This window comes from Flavobacterium magnum, from assembly GCF_003055625.1.
Classification (GTDB): Bacteria; Bacteroidota; Bacteroidia; order Flavobacteriales; family Flavobacteriaceae; genus Flavobacterium; species Flavobacterium magnum.
Genome location: NZ_CP028811.1, coordinates 43,337 through 70,002, shown reverse-complemented (window position 1 = coordinate 70,002; position 26,666 = coordinate 43,337). Strand labels below are relative to the sequence as shown.

1 protein-coding gene (cut by both window edges) is annotated in these 26,666 nt (G+C 55.8%); it reads left to right on the top strand.

Every position in this 26,666-nt window falls within one protein-coding gene, locus HYN48_RS00145, for an Ig-like domain-containing protein (RefSeq protein ID WP_108369209.1), read on the top strand. The gene is 47,511 nt long; 8,078 of those nucleotides lie to the left of the window and 12,767 to its right, leaving coding positions 8,079-34,744 in view — codons 2,693 (partial) to 11,582 (partial); the first codon wholly inside the window starts at window position 2. The start codon and the stop codon both lie outside this window.

Genomic DNA, 26,666 nt, shown 5'->3' with positions numbered 1-26,666 from the left:
GAACACGGCCTCACTGACCACCTCGACACCACCTGATGCGGTACCGGGGAACAATACGGGCAGCAACACCCCGACACCATCACCACGCGCTGAGATTGCCATCACCAAAGGGGTTGACAACGCCACACCAAGCGTAGGGTCTAACGTTACTTTCACCGTTACCGCAGCAAACAATGCGGCGTTCAGCAATGCCACCGGCGTAACGGTAACCGACCTGCTTCCGACGGGTTACACTTTTGTAAGCGCTACGCCATCGACAGGAACCTACAACAATGGTACGGGGATCTGGAACATCGGCAACCTGAATGCCGGATCGAATGCAACGCTTCAGATCGTTGCTACGGTACGCGGATCAGGAGTGTATGCCAACACCGCTTCCCTCACCACGACAACACCACAGGATGATGTCCCTGGAAACAACACATCGACCAATACGCCAACCCCTACGGCCCAGGCAGAGATCGCCATCACCAAGGGAGTTGACAACGCCACACCGAATGTGGGTACGAACGTGACCTTCACGGTTACGGCCGCCAACAGCGCTGCCTACAGCAATGCTACCGGGGTAACGGTAACCGACCTGCTGCCGACGGGCTATACCTTTGTAAGCTCGACACCATCGACAGGAACTTATAACAGCGGTACGGGTATCTGGAACATCGGCAACCTGAACGCAGGATCTAATGCGACCTTACAGATCGTTGCTACGGTACGTGGATCGGGTGTCTACCTGAACACGGCCTCGCTGACCACCTCGACACCACCTGATGCGGTACCGGGGAACAACACGGGCAGCAACACCCCGACACCATCACCACGCGCTGAGATTGCCATCACCAAAGGGGTTGACAACGCCACACCAAGCGTAGGGTCTAACGTTACCTTCACCGTTACCGCAGCAAACAATGCGGCGTTCAGCAATGCCACCGGCGTAACGGTAACCGACCTGCTTCCGACGGGTTACACTTTTGTAAGCGCTACGCCATCGACAGGAACATACAACAATGGTACGGGGATCTGGAACGTCGGCAACCTGAATGCCGGCTCGAATGCAACGCTTCAGATCGTTGCTACGGTACGCGGATCAGGAGTGTATGCCAACACCGCTTCCCTTACCACTACAACACCACAGGATGATGTCCCTGGAAACAACACATCGACCAACACGCCAACCCCTACGGCCCAGGCTGAGATTGCCATCACCAAGGGAGTTGACAATGCCACACCGAACGTGGGTACGAACGTGACCTTCACGGTTACGGCCGCCAACAGCGCTGCCTACAGCAATGCTACCGGGGTAACGGTAACCGACCTGCTGCCGACGGGCTATACCTTTGTAAGCTCGACACCATCGACAGGAACTTATAACAGCGGTACGGGTATCTGGAACATCGGGAACCTGAACGCAGGATCAAATGCGACCTTACAGATTGTTGCCACGGTACGTGGATCGGGTGTCTACCTGAACACGGCCTCGCTGACCACCTCGACACCCCCTGATGCGGTACCGGGGAACAACACGGGCAGCAACACCCCGACACCATCACCACGCGCTGAGATTTCGATTGCAAAATCTCCGAGTACGCCTACGCCTGCTGTCGGCTCAAACATAACATTTACGATAACGGCATCAAACGATGCAAATTTCAGTAACGCTACAGGTGTTACTGTAACCGATATTCTTCCAACAGGTTACGCCTATGTCAGCGCTAACCCTTCAGTTGGTTCGTATAATAATGGAACAGGAATCTGGACTATTGGTAACCTTGCCGCCGGAAACACAGCGAGTCTGGACATTGTCGCCACTGTTCTTGGAGCGGGCGTGTATGCCAACACCGCTTCACTTACGACGACGACACCTCAGGATGATGTTCCTGGAAACAACTCGTCAACAAGTACGCCAACACCAACGGCTCAATCGGAGATCAATGTTGTTAAGATCGTCGACAATGCAACTCCTGCAGTCGGCACCAATGTGACCTTTACCGTTACGGCCTCTAATGCTTTAGGATATTCTGATGCGACGGGCTTGACCATTACGGATTTGCTTCCGACGGGTTATGTCTTTGTAAGTTCAAACCCATCTGTCGGAACTTATAATAGTGGCAGCGGATTGTGGACCATTGGAAATCTCAACGCGGGCGCTTCCGCTTCTTTAGATATCGTAGGCACTGTATTAGGCAGCGGAAACTACTTGAATACTGCAAGCTTATCGTCTGTGACGCCACCGGACGCAAACAACGGAAACAATACAGGTTCCAATCAACCGACACCAACGGCAGCTACTGAGTTGAGTGTCGTTAAGGGTGTGGATAATCCTACTCCGGATGTGGGCTCTAACGTCACTTTTACTATTACGGTTGCCAATGCAATTGGCTTCAGTAATGCAACCGGCGTTCAGGTTACAGATAACCTCCCTACAGGATATGCTTTCGTGAGTGCCAATCCATCTGTCGGAACATATAATAACGGTACCGGAGTTTGGGCAATTGGTAATCTTAATGCCGGCAGCAGTGCCACGTTAGATGTTGTCGCCGCTGTACTTGGTTCAGGATCATATGGCAACACGGCTACTGTGTCCGGAACGCTTCCGGATAATGATGGTGGAAATAACTCTTCTACAAATACACCGGTTCCTGTCCCACAGGCTGACAGAAGTCTGGTAAAATCAGTAAACAATCCTACTCCAAACGTAGGAAGTACGGTCACCTTTACACTTACTGCTTCAAATGCGGGGCTTAGCGCTTCAACCAATACAACGGTTACCGATGTGCTGCCTACAGGTTACACGTTCGTGTCATCGAATGCTTCGTTAGGAAGTTACAACCCAGGCACAGGTGTATGGACAATCGGAACATTGGCCAGTGGCGGTTCTGAGACATTAGATATTACTGTTTCGGTGAACGCTACGGGTAATTACAACAACGCTGCGAGCATCACAGGTACCGAGAATGATCCTACTCCAGGAAATAATTCGGATTCAGAATCTACAATTCCTGTTCCGCAATCTGATAGGAAAGTGACGAAAACCGTCGATAACCCTAATCCGGCGACCGGGAATACCATTACATTTAATATCCTTGCCGAGAACGATGGGCCGAGTGATTCAACCGGTGTGATTGTCAATGACCTGCTTCCTTCCGGATATACTTATGTATCGTCTGTTGCTTCTGTCGGATCATACAATCCTGCAACGGGAGTATGGTCAATAGGAAATTTAGCTAACGGTGGCTCTGAAACCCTGGATGTGACCGTTACGGTACTTGCCACAGGAGTGCGCACCAACACTGCCACGATTACCGGAAATGAAACGGATCCTGTACCAGGCAATAGTTCTGATTCTTCGACACCGGGTGTGGTCAATACTGCACCGGTTGCGGTCGATGATGCTAACACAACTGCTGAAGATACAACTCTTACTGTGGCTGATGGTTCTGCAGATGATTTATTGCAAAATGACTCAGACATCGATTTGAATACCTTAACAATTTCTCAGTTCACTGTAAATGCGATTAGCTATCCTGCCGGGGCTACTGCTGTAATTGCTGAAGGTAGTTTAACAATTAATGCTAATGGTAGCTATACGTTTGTGCCAACGCCGAACTTTAACGGCCTTGTGCAGGCAATTCAATATACAGTTACTGATGGTATCGACACGGATACCGCTAACCTGACTATAAATGTCACACCAGTTAACGATTTGCCATCTGCTGGAAATGATACGATAACAGTAGGGGAGGACAGCATAAACAATGTTGTGGTCTATGCTGTAAATGATACTTATGGCGGAGATGGTCCCGGAGTAGTGGCTGTTGCTATTGCTACGCCGGCTGCAAATGGAACAGCCACTGTTAATAATCAGGGCACCTCAGATCCTACAGACGACACTATTATTTACACGCCAAACGCAAATTATAATGGAAATGACTCATTTGCATATACTATAACCGATGCGAACGGCGACAGCTCAACGGCTACGGTGAACGTTACGATCGCACCTGATGCTCCTGGTACTGACGTGCCGGTGGCAGCCAATGATACGGCCAGCGTTACAGAAGACCAAAGCGTAAACATCGCGGTACTTGCCAACGATACCTTCGGCCCTGACGGACCATCGATCGGCGCGATCGCCATTGCGACGCCTGCAGCGAACGGAACCGCAGTGGTGAACAACAACGGCACACCGAACGACCCTACGGACGATACGGTAGACTATACCCCGAATGCGAACTTCAACGGTTCGGATTCCTTCACCTACACGATCACCGACTCGAACGGCGACAGCTCAACGGCTACGGTGAACGTTACGATCGCCCCTGATGCGCCTGGTACTGACGTGCCGGTGGCAGCCAATGATACGGCGAGCGTAACAGAAGACCAAAGCGTAAACATCGCGGTACTTGCAAACGATACGTTCGGGCCTGACGGACCATCGATCGGGGCTATCACAATCGCGACGCCTGCGGCGAACGGAACCGCAGTGGTGAACAACAACGGCACGCCGAACGACCCTACGGACGATACGGTAGACTATACCCCGAATGCGAACTTCAACGGTTCGGATTCCTTCACCTACACGATCACCGACTCGAACGGCGACAGCTCAACGGCTACGGTAAACGTTACGATCGCACCTGATGCGCCCGGTACTGACGTGCCGGTGGCAGCCAATGATACGGCGAGCGTAACCGAGGACCAAAGCGTAAACATCGCGGTACTTGCAAACGATACGTTCGGGCCTGACGGACCATCGATCGGGGCTATCACAATCGCGACGCCTGCGGCGAACGGAACAGCCACGGTGAACAACAACGGCACGCCGAACGACCCTACGGACGATACGGTAGACTATACCCCGAATGCGAACTTCAACGGTTCGGATTCCTTCACGTATACAATTACAGACTCTAACGGCGACAGCTCAACGGCTACGGTGAACGTTACGATCGCACCTGATGCGCCCGGTACTGACGTGCCGGTGGCAGCCAATGATACGGCGAGCGTTACCGAAGACCAATCGGTAAACATCGCGGTACTTGCCAACGATACCTTCGGGCCTGACGGACCATCGATCGGCGCAATCACAATCGCTACGCCTGCAGCGAACGGAACTGCCACGGTGAACAACAACGGCACGCCGAACGACCCTACGGACGATACGGTAGACTATACCCCGAATGCGAACTTCAACGGTTCGGATTCCTTCACGTATACAATTACAGACTCTAACGGCGACAGCTCAACGGCTACGGTAAACGTGACGATCGCCCCTGATGCGCCCGGTACTGACGTGCCGGTGGCGGCCAATGATACGGCGAGCGTTACCGAGGACCAATCGGTGAACATCGCGGTACTTGCAAACGATACCTTCGGGCCTGACGGACCATCGATCGGGGCTATCACAATTGCTACGCCTGCAGCAAACGGAAGCGCAGTGGTGAACAACAACGGCACACCGAACGACCCTACGGACGATACGGTAGACTATACCCCGAATGCGAACTTCAACGGTTCGGATTCCTTCACCTACACGATCACCGACTCGAACGGCGACAGCTCAACGGCTACGGTGAACGTGACGATCGCCCCTGATGCGCCTGGTACTGACGTGCCGGTGGCAGCCAATGATACGGCGAGCGTTACCGAGGACCAAAGCGTAAACATCGCGGTACTTGCCAACGATACCTTCGGCCCTGACGGCCCATCGATCGGCGCGATCGCAATCGCGACGCCTGCAGCGAACGGAACCGCAGTGGTGAACAACAACGGCACGCCGAACGACCCTACGGACGATACGGTAGACTATACCCCGAATGCGAACTTCAACGGTTCGGATTCCTTCACCTACACGATCACCGACTCGAACGGCGACAGCTCAACGGCTACGGTAAACGTGACGATCGCACCTGATGCGCCCGGTACTGACGTGCCGGTGGCAGCCAATGATACGGCGAGCGTAACCGAGGACCAAAGCGTAAACATCGCGGTACTTGCAAACGATACCTTCGGCCCTGACGGACCATCGATCGGCGCGATCGCCATCGCTACACCGGCGGCGAACGGAACTGCCACGGTGAACAACAACGGCACACCGAACGACCCTACGGACGATACGGTAGACTATACCCCGAATGCGAACTTCAACGGTTCGGATTCCTTCACCTACACGATCACCGACTCGAACGGCGACAGCTCAACGGCTACGGTAAACGTTACGATCGCCCCTGATGCGCCCGGTACTGACGTGCCGGTGGCGGCCAATGATACGGCGAGCGTTACCGAGGACCAAAGCGTAAACATCGCGGTACTTGCAAACGATACGTTCGGGCCTGACGGACCATCGATCGGCGCGATCACAATCGCTACGCCTGCAGCGAACGGAAGCGCAGTGGTGAACAACAACGGCACGCCGAACGACCCTACGGACGATACGGTAGACTATACCCCGAATGCGAACTTCAACGGTTCGGATTCCTTCACCTACACGATCACCGACTCGAACGGCGACAGCTCAACGGCTACGGTGAACGTTACGATCGCACCTGATGCGCCCGGTACTGACGTGCCGGTAGCGGCCAATGATACGGCCAGCGTTACAGAAGACCAAAGCGTAAACATCGCGGTACTTGCAAACGATACGTTCGGGCCTGACGGACCATCGATCGGCGCGATCGCCATCGCTACGCCTGCAGCGAACGGAAGCGCAGTGGTGAACAACAACGGCACGCCGAACGACCCTACGGACGATACGGTAGACTATACCCCGAATGCGAACTTCAACGGTTCGGATTCCTTCACCTACACGATCACCGACTCGAACGGCGACAGCTCAACGGCTACGGTGAACGTGACGATCGCACCTGATGCGCCCGGTACTGACGTGCCGGTAGCAGCCAATGATACGGCGAGCGTTACCGAGGATCAAAGCGTAAACATCGCGGTACTTGCAAACGATACGTTCGGCCCTGACGGACCATCGATCGGCGCGATCACAATCGCTACACCTGCAGCGAACGGAAGCGCAGTGGTGAACAACAACGGCACACCGAACGACCCTACGGACGATACTGTAGACTATACCCCGAATGCGAACTTCAACGGTTCGGATTCCTTCACGTACACAATTACAGACTCGAACGGTGATACGTCAACCGCTACAGTGAATGTTACGATCGCCCCTGATGCGCCCGGTACTGACGTGCCGGTAGCGGCCAATGATACGGCGAGCGTTACAGAAGACCAAAGCGTAAACATCGCGGTACTTGCAAACGATACGTTCGGGCCTGACGGCCCATCTATCGGCGCGATCACAATCGCTACACCTGCAGCGAACGGAACTGCCACGGTGAACAACAACGGCACGCCGAACGACCCTACGGACGATACGGTGGACTATACCCCGAATGCGAACTTCAACGGTTCGGATTCCTTCACCTACACGATCACCGACTCGAACGGCGACACGTCAACGGCTACGGTGAACGTTACGATCGCCCCTGATGCGCCTGGTACTGACGTGCCGGTGGCAGCGAACGATACGGCCAGCGTTACCGAGGACCAAAGCGTAAACATCGCGGTACTTGCAAACGATACTTTCGGCCCTGACGGACCATCGATCGGCGCGATCGCCATTGCGACGCCAGCGGCGAACGGAACTGCCACGGTGAACAACAACGGCACGCCGAACGACCCTACGGACGATACGGTAGACTATACCCCGAATGCGAACTTCAACGGTTCGGATTCCTTCACCTACACGATCACCGACTCGAACGGCGACAGCTCAACGGCTACGGTAAACGTTACGATCGCCCCTGATGCGCCCGGTACTGACGTGCCGGTAGCGGCCAATGATACGGCGAGCGTTACCGAGGATCAAAGCGTAAACATCGCGGTACTTGCAAACGATACCTTCGGCCCTGACGGACCATCGATCGGCGCGATCGCCATTGCGACGCCTGCAGCGAACGGAAGCGCAGTGGTGAACAACAACGGCACGCCGAACGACCCTACGGACGATACGGTAGACTATACCCCGAATGCGAACTTCAACGGTTCGGATTCCTTCACCTACACGATCACCGACTCGAACGGCGACAGCTCAACGGCTACGGTAAACGTTACGATCGCCCCTGATGCGCCCGGTACTGACGTGCCGGTGGCGGCCAATGATACGGCGAGCGTTACCGAGGATCAAAGCGTAAACATCGCGGTACTTGCCAACGATACTTTCGGCCCTGACGGACCATCGATCGGGGCTATCACAATCGCTACGCCTGCAGCGAACGGAAGCGCAGTGGTGAACAACAACGGCACGCCGAACGACCCTACGGACGATACGGTAGACTATACCCCGAATGCGAACTTCAACGGTTCGGATTCCTTCACGTATACAATTACAGACTCTAACGGTGATACGTCAACCGCTACAGTGAATGTTACGATCGCCCCTGATGCGCCCGGTACTGACGTGCCGGTAGCGGCCAATGATACGGCCAGCGTTACCGAGGACCAAAGCGTAAACATCGCGGTACTTGCAAACGATACCTTCGGCCCTGACGGACCATCGATCGGCGCGATCGCCATTGCGACGCCTGCAGCGAACGGAAGCGCAGTGGTGAACAACAACGGCACGCCGAACGACCCTACGGACGATACGGTAGACTATACCCCGAATGCGAACTTCAACGGTTCGGATTCCTTTACCTACACGATCACCGACTCGAACGGCGACAGCTCAACGGCTACGGTGAACGTTACGATCGCCCCTGATGCGCCCGGTACTGACGTGCCGGTGGCAGCCAATGATACGGCCAGCGTTACCGAGGACCAAAGCGTAAACATCGCGGTACTTGCCAACGATACCTTCGGGCCTGACGGACCATCGATCGGCGCGATCGCCATTGCGACGCCAGCAGCGAACGGAAGCGCAGTGGTGAACAACAACGGCACACCGAACGACCCTACGGACGATACGGTAGACTATACCCCGAATGCGAACTTCAACGGTTCGGATTCCTTCACCTACACGATCACCGACTCGAACGGCGACAGCTCAACGGCTACGGTGAACGTTACGATCGCCCCTGATGCGCCCGGTACTGACGTGCCGGTGGCAGCCAATGATACGGCGAGCGTTACCGAGGACCAAAGCGTAAACATCGCGGTACTTGTAAACGATACCTTCGGCCCTGACGGACCATCGATCGGCGCGATCACAATCGCGACGCCTGCGGCGAACGGAAGCGCAGTGGTGAACAACAACGGCACGCCGAACGACCCTACGGACGATACGGTAGACTATACCCCGAATGCGAACTTCAACGGTTCGGATTCCTTCACGTATACAATTACAGACTCGAACGGCGACAGCTCAACGGCTACGGTGAATGTTACGGTTGCCCCTGATGCGCCCGGTACTGACGTGCCGGTGGCGGCCAATGATACGGCGAGCGTAACCGAGGACCAATCGGTAAACATCGCGGTACTTGCAAACGATACTTTCGGGCCTGACGGACCATCGATCGGGGCTATCACAATCGCTACACCAGCGGCGAACGGTACGGCTACAGTGAACAACAACGGCACACCGAACGACCCTACAGACGATACGGTGGACTATACCCCGAATGCGAACTTCAACGGTTCGGATTCCTTCACGTATACAATTACAGACTCGAACGGCGACAGCTCAACGGCTACGGTGAACGTTACGATCGCACCTGATGCGCCCGGTACTGACGTGCCGGTGGCGGCCAATGATACGGCGAGCGTAACAGAAGACCAAAGCGTAAACATCGCGGTACTTGCAAACGATACGTTCGGGCCTGACGGACCATCGATCGGCGCGATCGCCATCGCTACGCCGGCAGCGAACGGAAGCGCAGTGGTGAACAACAACGGCACGCCGAACGACCCTACGGACGATACGGTAGACTATACCCCGAATGCGAACTTCAACGGTTCGGATTCCTTCACCTACACGATCACCGACTCGAACGGCGACAGCTCAACGGCTACGGTGAACGTTACGATCGCCCCTGATGCGCCCGGTACTGACGTGCCGGTGGCAGCCAATGATACGGCCAGCGTTACAGAAGACCAAAGCGTAAACATCGCGGTACTTGCCAACGATACGTTCGGGCCTGACGGACCATCGATCGGGGCTATCACAATCGCTACACCGGCGGCGAACGGAACAGCCACGGTGAACAACAACGGCACGCCGAACGACCCTACGGACGATACTGTAGACTATACCCCGAATGCGAACTTCAACGGTTCGGATTCCTTCACGTACACAATTACAGACTCGAACGGCGATACATCTACTGCTACGGTGAACGTTACGGTTGCCCCTGATGCGCCCGGTACTGACGTGCCGGTGGCGGCCAATGATACGGCGAGCGTTACCGAGGATCAAAGCGTAAACATCGCGGTACTTGCAAACGATACTTTCGGGCCTGACGGCCCATCTATCGGCGCGATCACAATCGCTACACCTGCAGCGAACGGAAGCGCAGTGGTGAACAACAACGGCACACCGAACGACCCTACGGACGATACGGTAGACTATACCCCGAATGCGAACTTCAACGGTTCGGATTCCTTCACCTATACAATTACAGACTCGAACGGCGACAGCTCAACGGCTACGGTAAACGTTACGATCGCCCCTGATGCGCCCGGTACTGACGTGCCGGTGGCGGCCAATGATACGGCGAGCGTTACCGAGGATCAAAGCGTAAACATCGCGGTACTTGCAAACGATACGTTCGGGCCTGACGGACCATCGATCGGGGCTATCACAATTGCTACACCTGCAGCGAACGGAAGCGCAGTGGTGAACAACAACGGCACACCGAACGACCCTACGGACGATACGGTAGACTATACCCCGAATGCGAACTTCAACGGTTCGGATTCCTTCACCTACACGATCACCGACTCGAACGGCGACAGCTCAACGGCTACGGTGAACGTTACGATCGCCCCTGATGCGCCTGGTACTGACGTGCCGGTGGCAGCCAATGATACGGCGAGCGTTACCGAGGACCAAAGCGTAAACATCGCGGTACTTGTAAACGATACCTTCGGCCCTGACGGACCATCGATCGGCGCGATCACAATCGCGACGCCTGCGGCGAACGGAAGCGCAGTGGTGAACAACAACGGCACGCCGAACGACCCTACGGACGATACGGTAGACTATACCCCGAATGCGAACTTCAACGGTTCGGATTCCTTCACCTACACGATCACCGACTCGAACGGCGACAGCTCAACGGCTACGGTGAATGTTACGATCGCCCCTGATGCGCCCGGTACTGACGTGCCGGTGGCGGCCAATGATACGGCGAGCGTAACCGAGGACCAATCGGTAAACATCGCGGTACTTGCAAACGATACTTTCGGGCCTGACGGACCATCGATCGGAGCCATCACAATCGCTACACCAGCGGCGAACGGTACGGCTACAGTGAACAACAACGGCACACCGAACGACCCTACAGACGATACGGTGGACTATACCCCGAATGCGAACTTCAACGGTTCGGATTCCTTCACGTATACAATTACAGACTCGAACGGCGACAGCTCAACGGCTACGGTGAACGTTACGATCGCACCTGATGCGCCCGGTACTGACGTGCCGGTGGCGGCCAATGATACGGCGAGCGTAACAGAAGACCAAAGCGTAAACATCGCGGTACTTGCAAACGATACGTTCGGGCCTGACGGACCATCGATCGGCGCGATCGCCATCGCTACGCCGGCAGCGAACGGAAGCGCAGTGGTGAACAACAACGGCACGCCGAACGACCCTACGGACGATACGGTAGACTATACCCCGAATGCGAACTTCAACGGTTCGGATTCCTTCACCTACACGATCACCGACTCGAACGGCGACAGCTCAACGGCTACGGTGAACGTTACGATCGCACCTGATGCGCCCGGTACTGACGTGCCGGTAGCGGCCAATGATACGGCCAGCGTTACAGAAGACCAAAGCGTAAACATCGCGGTACTTGCCAACGATACCTTCGGGCCTGACGGACCATCGATCGGGGCGATCACAATCGCGACGCCTGCGGCGAACGGAACCGCAGTGGTGAACAACAACGGCACGCCGAACGACCCTACGGACGATACGGTAGACTATACCCCGAATGCGAACTTCAACGGTTCGGATTCCTTCACCTACACGATCACCGACTCGAACGGCGACAGCTCAACGGCTACGGTAAACGTTACGATCGCACCTGATGCGCCCGGTACTGACGTGCCGGTGGCGGCCAATGATACGGCGAGCGTTACAGAAGACCAAAGCGTAAACATCGCGGTACTTGCCAACGATACCTTCGGGCCTGACGGACCATCGATCGGGGCTATCACAATTGCTACGCCGGCGGCGAACGGAAGCGCAGTGGTGAACAACAACGGCACACCGAACGACCCTACGGACGATACGGTAGACTATACCCCGAATGCGAACTTCAACGGTTCGGATTCCTTTACCTACACGATCACCGACTCGAACGGCGATACATCTACTGCTACGGTGAACGTTACGGTTGCCCCTGATGCGCCCGGTACTGACGTGCCGGTGGCGGCCAATGATACGGCGAGCGTTACCGAGGATCAAAGCGTAAACATCGCGGTACTTGCCAACGATACGTTCGGGCCTGACGGACCATCGATCGGGGCTATCACAATCGCTACACCGGCGGCGAACGGAACAGCCACGGTGAACAACAACGGCACGCCGAACGACCCTACGGACGATACGGTAGACTATACCCCGAATGCGAACTTCAACGGTTCGGATTCCTTCACCTACACGATCACCGACTCGAACGGCGACAGCTCAACGGCTACGGTGAACGTGACGATCGCACCTGATGCGCCTGGTACTGACGTGCCGGTGGCAGCCAATGATACGGCGAGCGTTACCGAGGACCAAAGCGTAAACATCGCGGTACTTGCCAACGATACCTTCGGCCCTGACGGCCCATCGATCGGCGCGATCGCAATCGCGACGCCTGCAGCGAACGGAACCGCAGTGGTGAACAACAACGGCACGCCGAACGACCCTACGGACGATACGGTAGACTATACCCCGAATGCGAACTTCAACGGTTCGGATTCCTTCACGTATACAATTACAGACTCTAACGGCGACAGCTCAACGGCTACGGTAAACGTGACGATCGCACCTGATGCGCCCGGTACTGACGTGCCGGTGGCAGCCAATGATACGGCGAGCGTAACCGAGGACCAAAGCGTAAACATCGCGGTACTTGCAAACGATACCTTCGGCCCTGACGGACCATCGATCGGCGCGATCGCCATCGCTACACCGGCGGCGAACGGAACTGCCACGGTGAACAACAACGGCACACCGAACGACCCTACGGACGATACGGTAGACTATACCCCGAATGCGAACTTCAACGGTTCGGATTCCTTCACCTACACGATCACCGACTCGAACGGCGACAGCTCAACGGCTACGGTAAACGTTACGATCGCCCCTGATGCGCCCGGTACTGACGTGCCGGTGGCGGCCAATGATACGGCGAGCGTTACCGAGGATCAAAGCGTAAACATCGCGGTACTTGCAAACGATACGTTCGGGCCTGACGGACCATCGATCGGCGCGATCACAATCGCTACGCCTGCAGCGAACGGAAGCGCAGTGGTGAACAACAACGGCACGCCGAACGACCCTACGGACGATACGGTAGACTATACCCCGAATGCGAACTTCAACGGTTCGGATTCCTTCACCTACACGATCACCGACTCGAACGGCGACAGCTCAACGGCTACGGTGAACGTTACGATCGCACCTGATGCGCCCGGTACTGACGTGCCGGTAGCGGCCAATGATACGGCCAGCGTTACAGAAGACCAAAGCGTAAACATCGCGGTACTTGCCAACGATACCTTCGGGCCTGACGGACCATCGATCGGGGCGATCACAATCGCGACGCCTGCGGCGAACGGAACCGCAGTGGTGAACAACAACGGCACGCCGAACGACCCTACGGACGATACGGTAGACTATACCCCGAATGCGAACTTCAACGGTTCGGATTCCTTCACCTACACGATCACCGACTCGAACGGCGACAGCTCAACGGCTACGGTAAACGTTACGATCGCACCTGATGCGCCCGGTACTGACGTGCCGGTGGCGGCCAATGATACGGCGAGCGTTACAGAAGACCAAAGCGTAAACATCGCGGTACTTGCCAACGATACCTTCGGGCCTGACGGACCATCGATCGGGGCTATCACAATTGCTACGCCGGCGGCGAACGGAAGCGCAGTGGTGAACAACAACGGCACACCGAACGACCCTACGGACGATACGGTAGACTATACCCCGAATGCGAACTTCAACGGTTCGGATTCCTTTACCTACACGATCACCGACTCGAACGGCGATACATCTACTGCTACGGTGAACGTTACGGTTGCCCCTGATGCGCCCGGTACTGACGTGCCGGTGGCGGCCAATGATACGGCGAGCGTTACCGAGGATCAAAGCGTAAACATCGCGGTACTTGCCAACGATACGTTCGGGCCTGACGGACCATCGATCGGGGCTATCACAATCGCTACACCGGCGGCGAACGGAACAGCCACGGTGAACAACAACGGCACGCCGAACGACCCTACGGACGATACGGTAGACTATACCCCGAATGCGAACTTCAACGGTTCGGATTCCTTCACGTATACAATTACAGACTCTAACGGTGATACGTCAACCGCTACAGTGAATGTTACGATCGCCCCTGATGCGCCCGGTACTGACGTGCCGGTGGCAGCGAACGATACGGCGAGCGTTACCGAGGATCAATCGGTAAACATCGCGGTACTTGCAAACGATACGTTCGGGCCTGACGGACCATCGATCGGCGCGATCGCCATTGCGACGCCAGCAGCGAACGGAAGCGCAGTGGTGAACAACAACGGCACACCGAACGACCCTACGGACGATACGGTAGACTATACCCCGAATGCGAACTTCAACGGTTCGGATTCCTTCACCTACACGATCACCGACTCGAACGGCGACAGCTCAACGGCTACGGTGAACGTTACGATCGCACCTGATGCGCCCGGTACTGACGTGCCGGTAGCAGCCAATGATACGGCCAGCGTTACAGAAGACCAAAGCGTAAACATCGCGGTACTTGTAAACGATACGTTCGGGCCTGACGGACCATCGATCGGCGCGATCACAATCGCGACGCCTGCGGCGAACGGAAGCGCAGTGGTGAACAACAACGGCACGCCGAACGACCCTACGGACGATACGGTAGACTATACCCCGAATGCGAACTTCAACGGTTCGGATTCCTTCACCTACACGATCACCGACTCGAACGGCGACAGCTCAACGGCTACGGTGAATGTTACGATCGCCCCTGATGCGCCCGGTACTGACGTGCCGGTGGCGGCCAATGATACGGCGAGCGTAACCGAGGACCAATCGGTAAACATCGCGGTACTTGCAAACGATACTTTCGGGCCTGACGGACCATCGATCGGGGCTATCACAATCGCTACACCAGCGGCGAACGGAACAGCCACGGTGAACAACAACGGCACACCGAACGACCCTACAGACGATACGGTGGACTATACCCCGAATGCGAACTTCAACGGTTCGGATTCCTTCACGTATACAATTACAGACTCGAACGGCGACAGCTCAACGGCTACGGTGAACGTTACGATCGCACCTGATGCGCCCGGTACTGACGTGCCGGTGGCGGCCAATGATACGGCGAGCGTAACAGAAGACCAAAGCGTAAACATCGCGGTACTTGCAAACGATACGTTCGGGCCTGACGGACCATCGATCGGGGCTATCACAATCGCGACGCCTGCGGCGAACGGAACCGCAGTGGTGAACAACAACGGCACGCCGAACGACCCTACGGACGATACGGTAGACTATACCCCGAATGCGAACTTCAACGGTTCGGATTCCTTCACCTACACGATCACCGACTCGAACGGCGACAGCTCAACGGCTACGGTAAACGTTACGATCGCACCTGATGCGCCCGGTACTGACGTGCCGGTGGCAGCCAATGATACGGCGAGCGTAACCGAGGACCAAAGCGTAAACATCGCGGTACTTGCAAACGATACGTTCGGGCCTGACGGACCATCGATCGGGGCTATCACAATCGCGACGCCTGCGGCGAACGGAACAGCCACGGTGAACAACAACGGCACGCCGAACGACCCTACGGACGATACGGTAGACTATACCCCGAATGCGAACTTCAACGGTTCGGATTCCTTCACCTATACGATCACCGACTCGAACGGCGACAGCTCAACGGCTACGGTGAACGTTACGATCGCACCTGATGCGCCTGGTACTGACGTGCCGGTGGCAGCCAATGATACGGCGAGCGTTACCGAGGATCAAAGCGTAAACATCGCGGTACTTGCAAACGATACGTTCGGCCCTGACGGACCATCGATCGGGGCTATCACAATCGCTACACCTGCAGCGAACGGAAGCGCAGTGGTGAACAACAACGGCACACCGAACGACCCTACGGACGATACGGTAGACTATACCCCGAATGCGAACTTCAACGGTTCGGATTCCTTCACCTACACGATCACCGACTCGAACGGCGACAGCTCAACGGCTACGGTGAACGTTACGATCGCACCTGATGCGCCCGGTACTGACGTGCCGGTGGCAGCCAATGATACGGCGAGCGTTACCGAGGACCAAAGCGTAAACATCGCGGTACTTGCCAACGATACCTTCGGCCCTGACGGCCCATCGATCGGCGCGATCGCAATCGCGACGCCTGCAGCGAACGGAACCGCAGTGGTGAACAACAACGGCACGCCGAACGACCCTACGGACGATACGGTAGACTATACCCCGAATGCGAACTTCAACGGTTCGGATTCCTTCACCTACACGATCACCGACTCGAACGGCGACAGCTCAACGGCTACGGTGAACGTTACGATCGCACCTGATGCGCCCGGTACTGACGTGCCGGTGGCAGCCAATGATACGGCGAGCGTTACCGAGGACCAAAGCGTAAACATCGCGGTACTTGCCAACGATACCTTCGGGCCTGACGGACCATCGATCGGCGCAATCACAATCGCTACGCCTGCAGCGAACGGAACTGCCACGGTGAACAACAACGGCACGCCGAACGACCCTACGGACGATACGGTAGACTATACCCCGAATGCGAACTTCAACGGTTCGGATTCCTTCACGTATACAATTACAGACTCTAACGGCGACAGCTCAACGGCTACGGTAAACGTGACGATCGCCCCTGATGCGCCCGGTACTGACGTGCCGGTGGCGGCCAATGATACGGCGAGCGTTACCGAGGACCAATCGGTGAACATCGCGGTACTTGCAAACGATACCTTCGGGCCTGACGGACCATCGATCGGGGCTATCACAATTGCTACGCCTGCAGCAAACGGAAGCGCAGTGGTGAACAACAACGGCACACCGAACGACCCTACGGACGATACGGTAGACTATACCCCGAATGCGAACTTCAACGGTTCGGATTCCTTCACCTATACGATCACCGACTCGAACGGCGACAGCTCAACGGCTACGGTGAACGTTACGATCGCACCTGATGCGCCTGGTACTGACGTGCCGGTGGCAGCCAATGATACGGCGAGCGTTACCGAGGATCAAAGCGTAAACATCGCGGTACTTGCAAACGATACGTTCGGCCCTGACGGACCATCGATCGGGGCTATCACAATCGCTACACCTGCAGCGAACGGAAGCGCAGTGGTGAACAACAACGGCACACCGAACGACCCTACGGACGATACGGTAGACTATACCCCGAATGCGAACTTCAACGGTTCGGATTCCTTCACCTACACGATCACCGACTCGAACGGCGACAGCTCAACGGCTACGGTGAACGTTACGATCGCACCTGATGCGCCCGGTACTGACGTGCCGGTGGCAGCCAATGATACGGCGAGCGTTACCGAGGACCAAAGCGTAAACATCGCGGTACTTGCCAACGATACCTTCGGCCCTGACGGCCCATCGATCGGCGCGATCGCCATTGCGACGCCTGCAGCGAACGGAACCGCAGTGGTGAACAACAACGGCACGCCGAACGACCCTACGGACGATACGGTAGACTATACCCCGAATGCGAACTTCAACGGTTCGGATTCCTTCACGTATACAATTACAGACTCTAACGGCGACAGCTCAACGGCTACGGTGAACGTTACGATCGCACCTGATGCGCCCGGTACTGACGTGCCGGTGGCAGCCAATGATACGGCGAGCGTTACCGAAGACCAATCGGTAAACATCGCGGTACTTGCCAACGATACCTTCGGGCCTGACGGACCATCGATCGGCGCAATCACAATCGCTACGCCTGCAGCGAACGGAACTGCCACGGTGAACAACAACGGCACGCCGAACGACCCTACGGACGATACGGTAGACTATACCCCGAATGCGAACTTCAACGGTTCGGATTCCTTCACGTATACAATTACAGACTCTAACGGCGACAGCTCAACGGCTACGGTAAACGTGACGATCGCCCCTGATGCGCCCGGTACTGACGTGCCGGTGGCGGCCAATGATACGGCGAGCGTTACCGAGGACCAATCGGTGAACATCGCGGTACTTGCAAACGATACCTTCGGGCCTGACGGACCATCGATCGGGGCTATCACAATTGCTACGCCTGCAGCAAACGGAAGCGCAGTGGTGAACAACAACGGCACACCGAACGACCCTACGGACGATACGGTAGACTATACCCCGAATGCGAACTTCAACGGTTCGGATTCCTTCACCTACACGATCACCGACTCGAACGGCGACAGCTCAACGGCTACGGTGAACGTGACGATCGCACCTGATGCGCCTGGTACTGACGTGCCGGTGGCAGCCAATGATACGGCGAGCGTTACCGAGGACCAAAGCGTAAACATCGCGGTACTTGCCAACGATACCTTCGGCCCTGACGGCCCATCGATCGGCGCGATCGCAATCGCGACGCCTGCAGCGAACGGAACCGCAGTGGTGAACAACAACGGCACACCGAACGACCCTACGGACGATACGGTAGACTATACCCCGAATGCGAACTTCAACGGTTCGGATTCCTTCACGTATACAATTACAGACTCTAACGGCGACAGCTCAACGGCTACGGTAAACGTGACGATCGCACCTGATGCGCCCGGTACTGACGTGCCGGTGGCAGCCAATGATACGGCGAGCGTAACCGAAGACCAATCGGTAAACATCGCGGTACTTGCAAACGATACCTTCGGCCCTGACGGACCATCGATCGGCGCGATCGCCATCGCTACACCGGCGGCGAACGGAACTGCCACGGTGAACAACAACGGCACACCGAACGACCCTACGGACGATACGGTAGACTATACCCCGAATGCGAACTTCAACGGTTCGGATTCCTTCACCTACACGATCACCGACTCGAACGGCGACAGCTCAACGGCTACGGTAAACGTTACGATCGCCCCTGATGCGCCCGGTACTGACGTGCCGGTGGCAGCCAATGATACGGCCAGCGTTACCGAGGACCAAAGCGTAAACATCGCGGTACTTGCCAACGATACCTTCGGGCCTGACGGACCATCGATCGGGGCGATCACAATCGCTACACCGGCAGCGAACGGAAGCGCAGTGGTGAACAACAACGGCACGCCGAACGACCCTACGGACGATACGGTAGACTATACCCCGAATGCGAACTTCAACGGTTCGGATTCCTTCACCTACACGATCACCGACTCGAACGGCGACAGCTCAACGGCTACGGTAAACGTTACGATCGCACCTGATGCGCCCGGTACTGACGTGCCGGTGGCAGCCAATGACCTGGCCAGCGTTACAGAAGACCAAAGCGTAAACATCGCGGTACTTGCCAACGATACCTTCGGCCCTGACGGACCATCGATCGGCGCGATCACAATCGCTACGCCGGCGGCGAACGGAAGCGCAGTGGTGAACAACAACGGCACACCGAACGACCCTACGGACGATACGGTAGACTATACCCCGAATGCGAACTTCAACGGTTCGGATTCCTTCACCTATACAATTACAGACTCGAACGGCGACAGCTCAACGGCTACGGTAAACGTTACGATCGCACCTGATGCGCCTGGTACTGACGTGCCGGTGGCGGCCAATGATACGGCGAGCGTTACCGAAGACCAATCGGTGAACATCGCGGTACTTGCCAACGATACCTTCGGCCCTGACGGACCATCGATCGGCGCGATCGCCATCGCTACACCAGCGGCGAACGGAACCGCAGTGGTGAACAACAACGGCACGCCGAACGACCCTACGGACGATACAGTAGACTATACCCCGAATGCGAACTTCAACGGTTCGGATTCCTTCACCTACACGATCACCGACTCAAACGGCGACAGCTCAACGGCTACGGTGAACGTTACGATCGCCCCTGATGCGCCTGGTACTGACGTGCCGGTGGCAGCCAATGATACGGCCAGCGTTACAGAAGACCAAAGCGTAAACATCGCGGTACTTGCCAACGATACCTTCGGCCCTGACGGACCATCGATCGGCGCGATCGCCATTGCGACGCCTGCGGCGAACGGAACCGCCACGGTGAACAACAACGGCACACCGAACGACCCTACGGACGATACGGTAGACTATACCCCGAATGCGAACTTCAACGGTTCGGATTCCTTCACCTACACGATCACCGACTCTAACGGTGATACATCTACGGCTACGGTGAACGTTACGATCGCACCTGATGCGCCCGGTACTGACGTGCCGGTGGCAGCCAATGATACGGCGAGCGTTACCGAGGACCAATCGGTAAACATCGCGGTACTTGCAAACGATACCTTCGGCCCTGACGGACCATCGATCGGCGCGATCACAATCGCTACGCCAGCGGCGAACGGAACCGCAGTGGTGAACAACAACGGCACACCGAACGACCCTACGGACGATACGGTAGACTATACCCCGAATGCGAACTTCAACGGTTCGGATTCCTTCACCTACACGATCACCGACTCGAACGGCGACAGCTCAACGGCTACGGTAAACGTTACGATCGCACCTGATGCGCCCGGTACTGACGTGCCGGTGGCAGCCAATGATACGGCGAGCGTAACCGAGGACCAAAGCGTAAACATCGCGGTACTTGCAAACGATACCTTCGGGCCTGACGGACCATCGATCGGGGCTATCACAATCGCGACGCCTGCGGCGAACGGAACAGCCACGGTGAACAACAACGGCACGCCGAACGACCCTACGGACGATACGGTAGACTATACCCCGAATGCGAACTTCAACGGTTCGGATTCCTTCACCTATACGATCACCGACTCGAACGGCGACAGCTCAACCGCTACAGTGAATGTTACGATCGCCCCTGATGCGCCCGGTACTGACGTGCCGGTGGCAGCGAACGATACGGCGAGCGTTACCGAGGATCAATCGGTAAACATCGCGGTACTTGCAAACGATACGTTCGGGCCTGACGGACCATCGATCGGCGCGATCGCCATTGCGACGCCAGCAGCGAACGGAAGCGCAGTGGTGAACAACAACGGCACACCGAACGACCCTACGGACGATACGGTAGACTATACCCCGAATGCGAACTTCAACGGTTCGGATTCCTTCACCTACACGATCACCGACTCGAACGGCGACAGCTCAACGGCTACGGTGAACGTTACGATCGCACCTGATGCGCCCGGTACTGACGTGCCGGTAGCAGCCAATGATACGGCCAGCGTTACAGAAGACCAAAGCGTAAACATCGCGGTACTTGTAAACGATACGTTCGGGCCTGACGGACCATCGATCGGCGCGATCACAATCGCGACGCCTGCGGCGAACGGAAGCGCAGTGGTGAACAACAACGGCACGCCGAACGACCCTACGGACGATACGGTAGACTATACCCCTAATGCGAACTTCAACGGTTCGGATTCCTTCACCTACACGATCACCGACTCGAACGGCGACAGCTCAACGGCTACGGTGAATGTTACGATCGCCCCTGATGCGCCCGGTACTGACGTGCCGGTGGCGGCCAATGATACGGCGAGCGTAACCGAGGACCAATCGGTAAACATCGCGGTACTTGCAAACGATACCTTCGGCCCTGACGGACCATCGATCGGGGCTATCACAATCGCTACACCAGCGGCGAACGGTACGGCTACAGTGAACAACAACGGCACACCGAACGACCCTACAGACGATACGGTGGACTATACCCCGAATGCGAACTTCAACGGTTCGGATTCCTTCACGTATACAATTACAGACTCGAACGGCGACAGCTCAACGGCTACGGTGAACGTTACGATCGCACCTGATGCGCCCGGTACTGACGTGCCGGTGGCGGCCAATGATACGGCGAGCGTAACAGAAGACCAAAGCGTAAACATCGCGGTACTTGCAAACGATACGTTCGGGCCTGACGGACCATCGATCGGGGCTATCACAATCGCGACGCCTGCGGCGAACGGAACCGCAGTGGTGAACAACAACGGCACGCCGAACGACCCTACGGACGATACGGTAGACTATACCCCGAATGCGAACTTCAACGGTTCGGATTCCTTCACCTACACGATCACCGACTCGAACGGCGACAGCTCAACGGCTACGGTAAACGTTACGATCGCACCTGATGCGCCCGGTACTGACGTGCCGGTGGCAGCCAATGATACGGCGAGCGTAACCGAGGACCAAAGCGTAAACATCGCGGTACTTGCAAACGATACGTTCGGGCCTGACGGACCATCGATCGGGGCTATCACAATCGCGACGCCTGCGGCGAACGGAACAGCCACGGTGAACAACAACGGCACGCCGAACGACCCTACGGACGATACGGTAGACTATACCCCGAATGCGAACTTCAACGGTTCGGATTCCTTCACCTATACGATCACCGACTCGAACGGCGACAGCTCAACGGCTACGGTGAACGTTACGATCGCACCTGATGCGCCTGGTACTGACGTGCCGGTGGCAGCCAATGATACGGCGAGCGTTACCGAGGATCAAAGCGTAAACATCGCGGTACTTGCAAACGATACTTTCGGGCCTGACGGACCATCGATCGGCGCGATCACAATCGCGACGCCAGCGGCGAACGGAACTGCCACGGTGAACAACAACGGCACGCCGAACGACCCTACGGACGATACGGTAGACTATACCCCGAATGCGAACTTCAACGGTTCGGATTCCTTCACCTATACGATCACCGACTCGAACGGCGACAGCTCAACGGCTACGGTGAACGTTACGATCGCACCTGATGCGCCTGGTACTGACGTGCCGGTGGCAGCCAATGATACGGCGAGCGTTACCGAGGATCAAAGCGTAAACATCGCGGTACTTGCAAACGATACGTTCGGCCCTGACGGACCATCGATCGGGGCTATCACAATCGCTACACCTGCAGCGAACGGAAGCGCAGTGGTGAACAACAACGGCACACCGAACGACCCTACGGACGATACGGTAGACTATACCCCGAATGCGAACTTCAACGGTTCGGATTCCTTCACCTACACGATCACCGACTCGAACGGCGACAGCTCAACGGCTACGGTGAACGTTACGATCGCACCTGATGCGCCTGGTACTGACGTGCCGGTAGCAGCCAATGATACGGCGAGCGTTACAGAAGACCAAAGCGTAAACATCGCGGTACTTGCCAACGATACCTTCGGCCCTGACGGACCATCGATCGGCGCGATCGCCATTGCGACGCCAGCAGCGAACGGAAGCGCAGTGGTGAACAACAACGGCACACCGAACGACCCTACGGACGATACGGTAGACTATACCCCTAATGCGAACTTCAACGGTTCGGATTCCTTCACCTACACGATCACCGACTCGAACGGCGACAGCTCAACGGCTACGGTGAACGTGACGATCGCACCTGATGCGCCCGGTACTGACGTGCCGGTAGCAGCCAATGATACGGCCAGCGTTACAGAAGACCAAAGCGTAAACATCGCGGTACTTGCAAACGATACCTTCGGCCCTGACGGCCCATCGATCGGCGCGATCACAATCGCTACGCCTGCGGCGAACGGAAGCGCAGTGGTGAACAACAACGGCACACCGAACGACCCTACGGACGATACGGTAGACTATACCCCGAATGCGAACTTCAACGGTTCGGATTCCTTCACCTACACGATCACCGACTCGAACGGGGATACGTCAACCGCTACGGTGAACGTTACGATTGCCCCTGATGCGCCTGGTACTGACGTGCCGGTAGCAGCCAATGATAGTGTTACAACAGGGGAGGGCTTTGGTGTTACAGTAAGTGTACTTGTCAATGACACGTTTGGACCTGATGGACCATCTGTTGGTGCGATCAGTGTCGGACCTGCAGCAAACGGTGCGACAACTGTCAACACAAACGGAACGCCGAATGATCCTACGGACGATACCATTACGTATACACCTAATCCGAACTATAATGGTACTGACAGCTTCACGTATACCATATGCGACGCTGATGGACAGTGCTCGACAGCTACTGTAACGGTCACCGTCACACCGGATAATCCATTTAATGATGCACCATTGGCAGCAAACGATACGGCTACAACCAACGAGGATACTGCTGTACTCATCACGGTGTTGACAAACGATGACTTTGGTGGCGACGGTCCTGGTGTGGGTCCGATAATAGTTACACAAGGTCTTCATGGCAGTGTATCAGTGAACACTAACGGTACGCCATTCAACCCGACTGATGACACCGTAACCTACACGCCTTCATCGAACTATAATGGAACTGACAGTTTCACCTACACCATTACCGACAGCGACGGTCAAACTTCAACTGCTACAGTGGTTGTGACCATTATTGCTGACAATCCGGTTTTTGATACACCTTTGGCATCTGCAGATACTGCTGGTGTGGCTGAGGGAAGTGCAGTGACCATTAATGTTACTGCGAATGACGACTTCGGTGGTGATGGACCGTCTTTAAGCCCAATTGTGATTGCTTCGAATCCGTCGAATGGTAACGCTACGGTGAACGATAACGGAACACCGAATGACCCGACTGATGATACGATAACCTACACGCCGAATGCAAATTTCAACGGTGTGGACAGTTTCACCTATACAATAGCTGATGCAGACGGACAGACATCTACAGCTACGGTGACCATCATCGTAACGCCAGATAACCCGGCACTGGATATGCCAACGGCAGTCAATGATCTGGCCACTACCGCAGAAGATACGCCTGTTACAATAAATGTACTTGTAAACGATAACTTTGGTGGTGACGGTCCTTCTTCAGGTGCCATCAGCGTCACACAAGGTGCGAACGGTTTGGTGAGCGTAAATAATAACGGAACGCCATTCAATCCAACCGATGATACAGTCACTTATACACCGAATGCTAACTTTAATGGTACGGATACATTCACCTACACCATTTCAGATGCCGACGGCCAGACTTCAACAGCAACAGTTACCGTCACAGTGACGGCAGACAATCCTGCTACGGATATGCCAACGGCTAACAATGACACAGTATCGGTACAGGAAAACACGCCTGTGACGATTAGTGTACTTGTCAATGACAATTTCGGTGGTGACGGTCCTTCAGTTGGAGCTATAAGCGTTACTCAACCTACCAATGGCACTGTAACGGTAAATACGAACGGAACGCCGAATGATCCGACTGATGATACGGTGACGTACATCCCTGCAACCGACTTTAACGGTGTAGACAGCTTCACTTACACCATTTGCGATGCCGATGGACAGTGTGCAACAGCTACCGTGACCGTCACCGTTTCAGCCGACGATCCAACTGTCGATTTCCCAGTGGCACAGCCTGACAGCGCGAGCACTATTGAGGAGGTTGCGATCAACATCCCTGTACTTGTCAACGACACTTTCGGTGGAGACGGCCCTGGTAGTGGCCCGATTACCGTAACGCAGCCTGCTAATGGCGTGGTTACAGTGAACAACAACGGAACACCTTCCAACCCCGCAGATGATACCGTAATTTATACTCCTAACGCTAACTTCAACGGTTCGGATACCTTCACCTATACCATCGCAGATGCGGATGGCCAGACCTCAACGGCGACGGTTACCGTCACGGTGACTCCTGGAGATCCGAATGCGGACTTCCCTGTGGCCGGTAATGATACTGCAACAGTTGTCGAAGACAATTCGGTAACCGTAAGTGTACTTACTAACGACAGTTTTGGTGGTGACGGCCCATCAGTCGGTGCCATCGTAATTGCTTCTAATCCATCAAACGGTACTGTAACGGTGAACACAAATGGTACGCCGAACGATCCGACTGACGATACGATTACGTATACACCGAACGCAAACTTCAACGGAAGCGACTCGTTCACTTATACGATTGCTGATGCTGATGGCCAAACGGCTACCGCTACGGTAAGCATCAACGTTACAGGTGACAATCCTCTTGCTGACATGCCTTTAGCTGTGAATGATACGGCTACGACACCGGAAGACACATTAGTCAATATTCCTGTGCTTGTTAACGACAGCTTCGGTG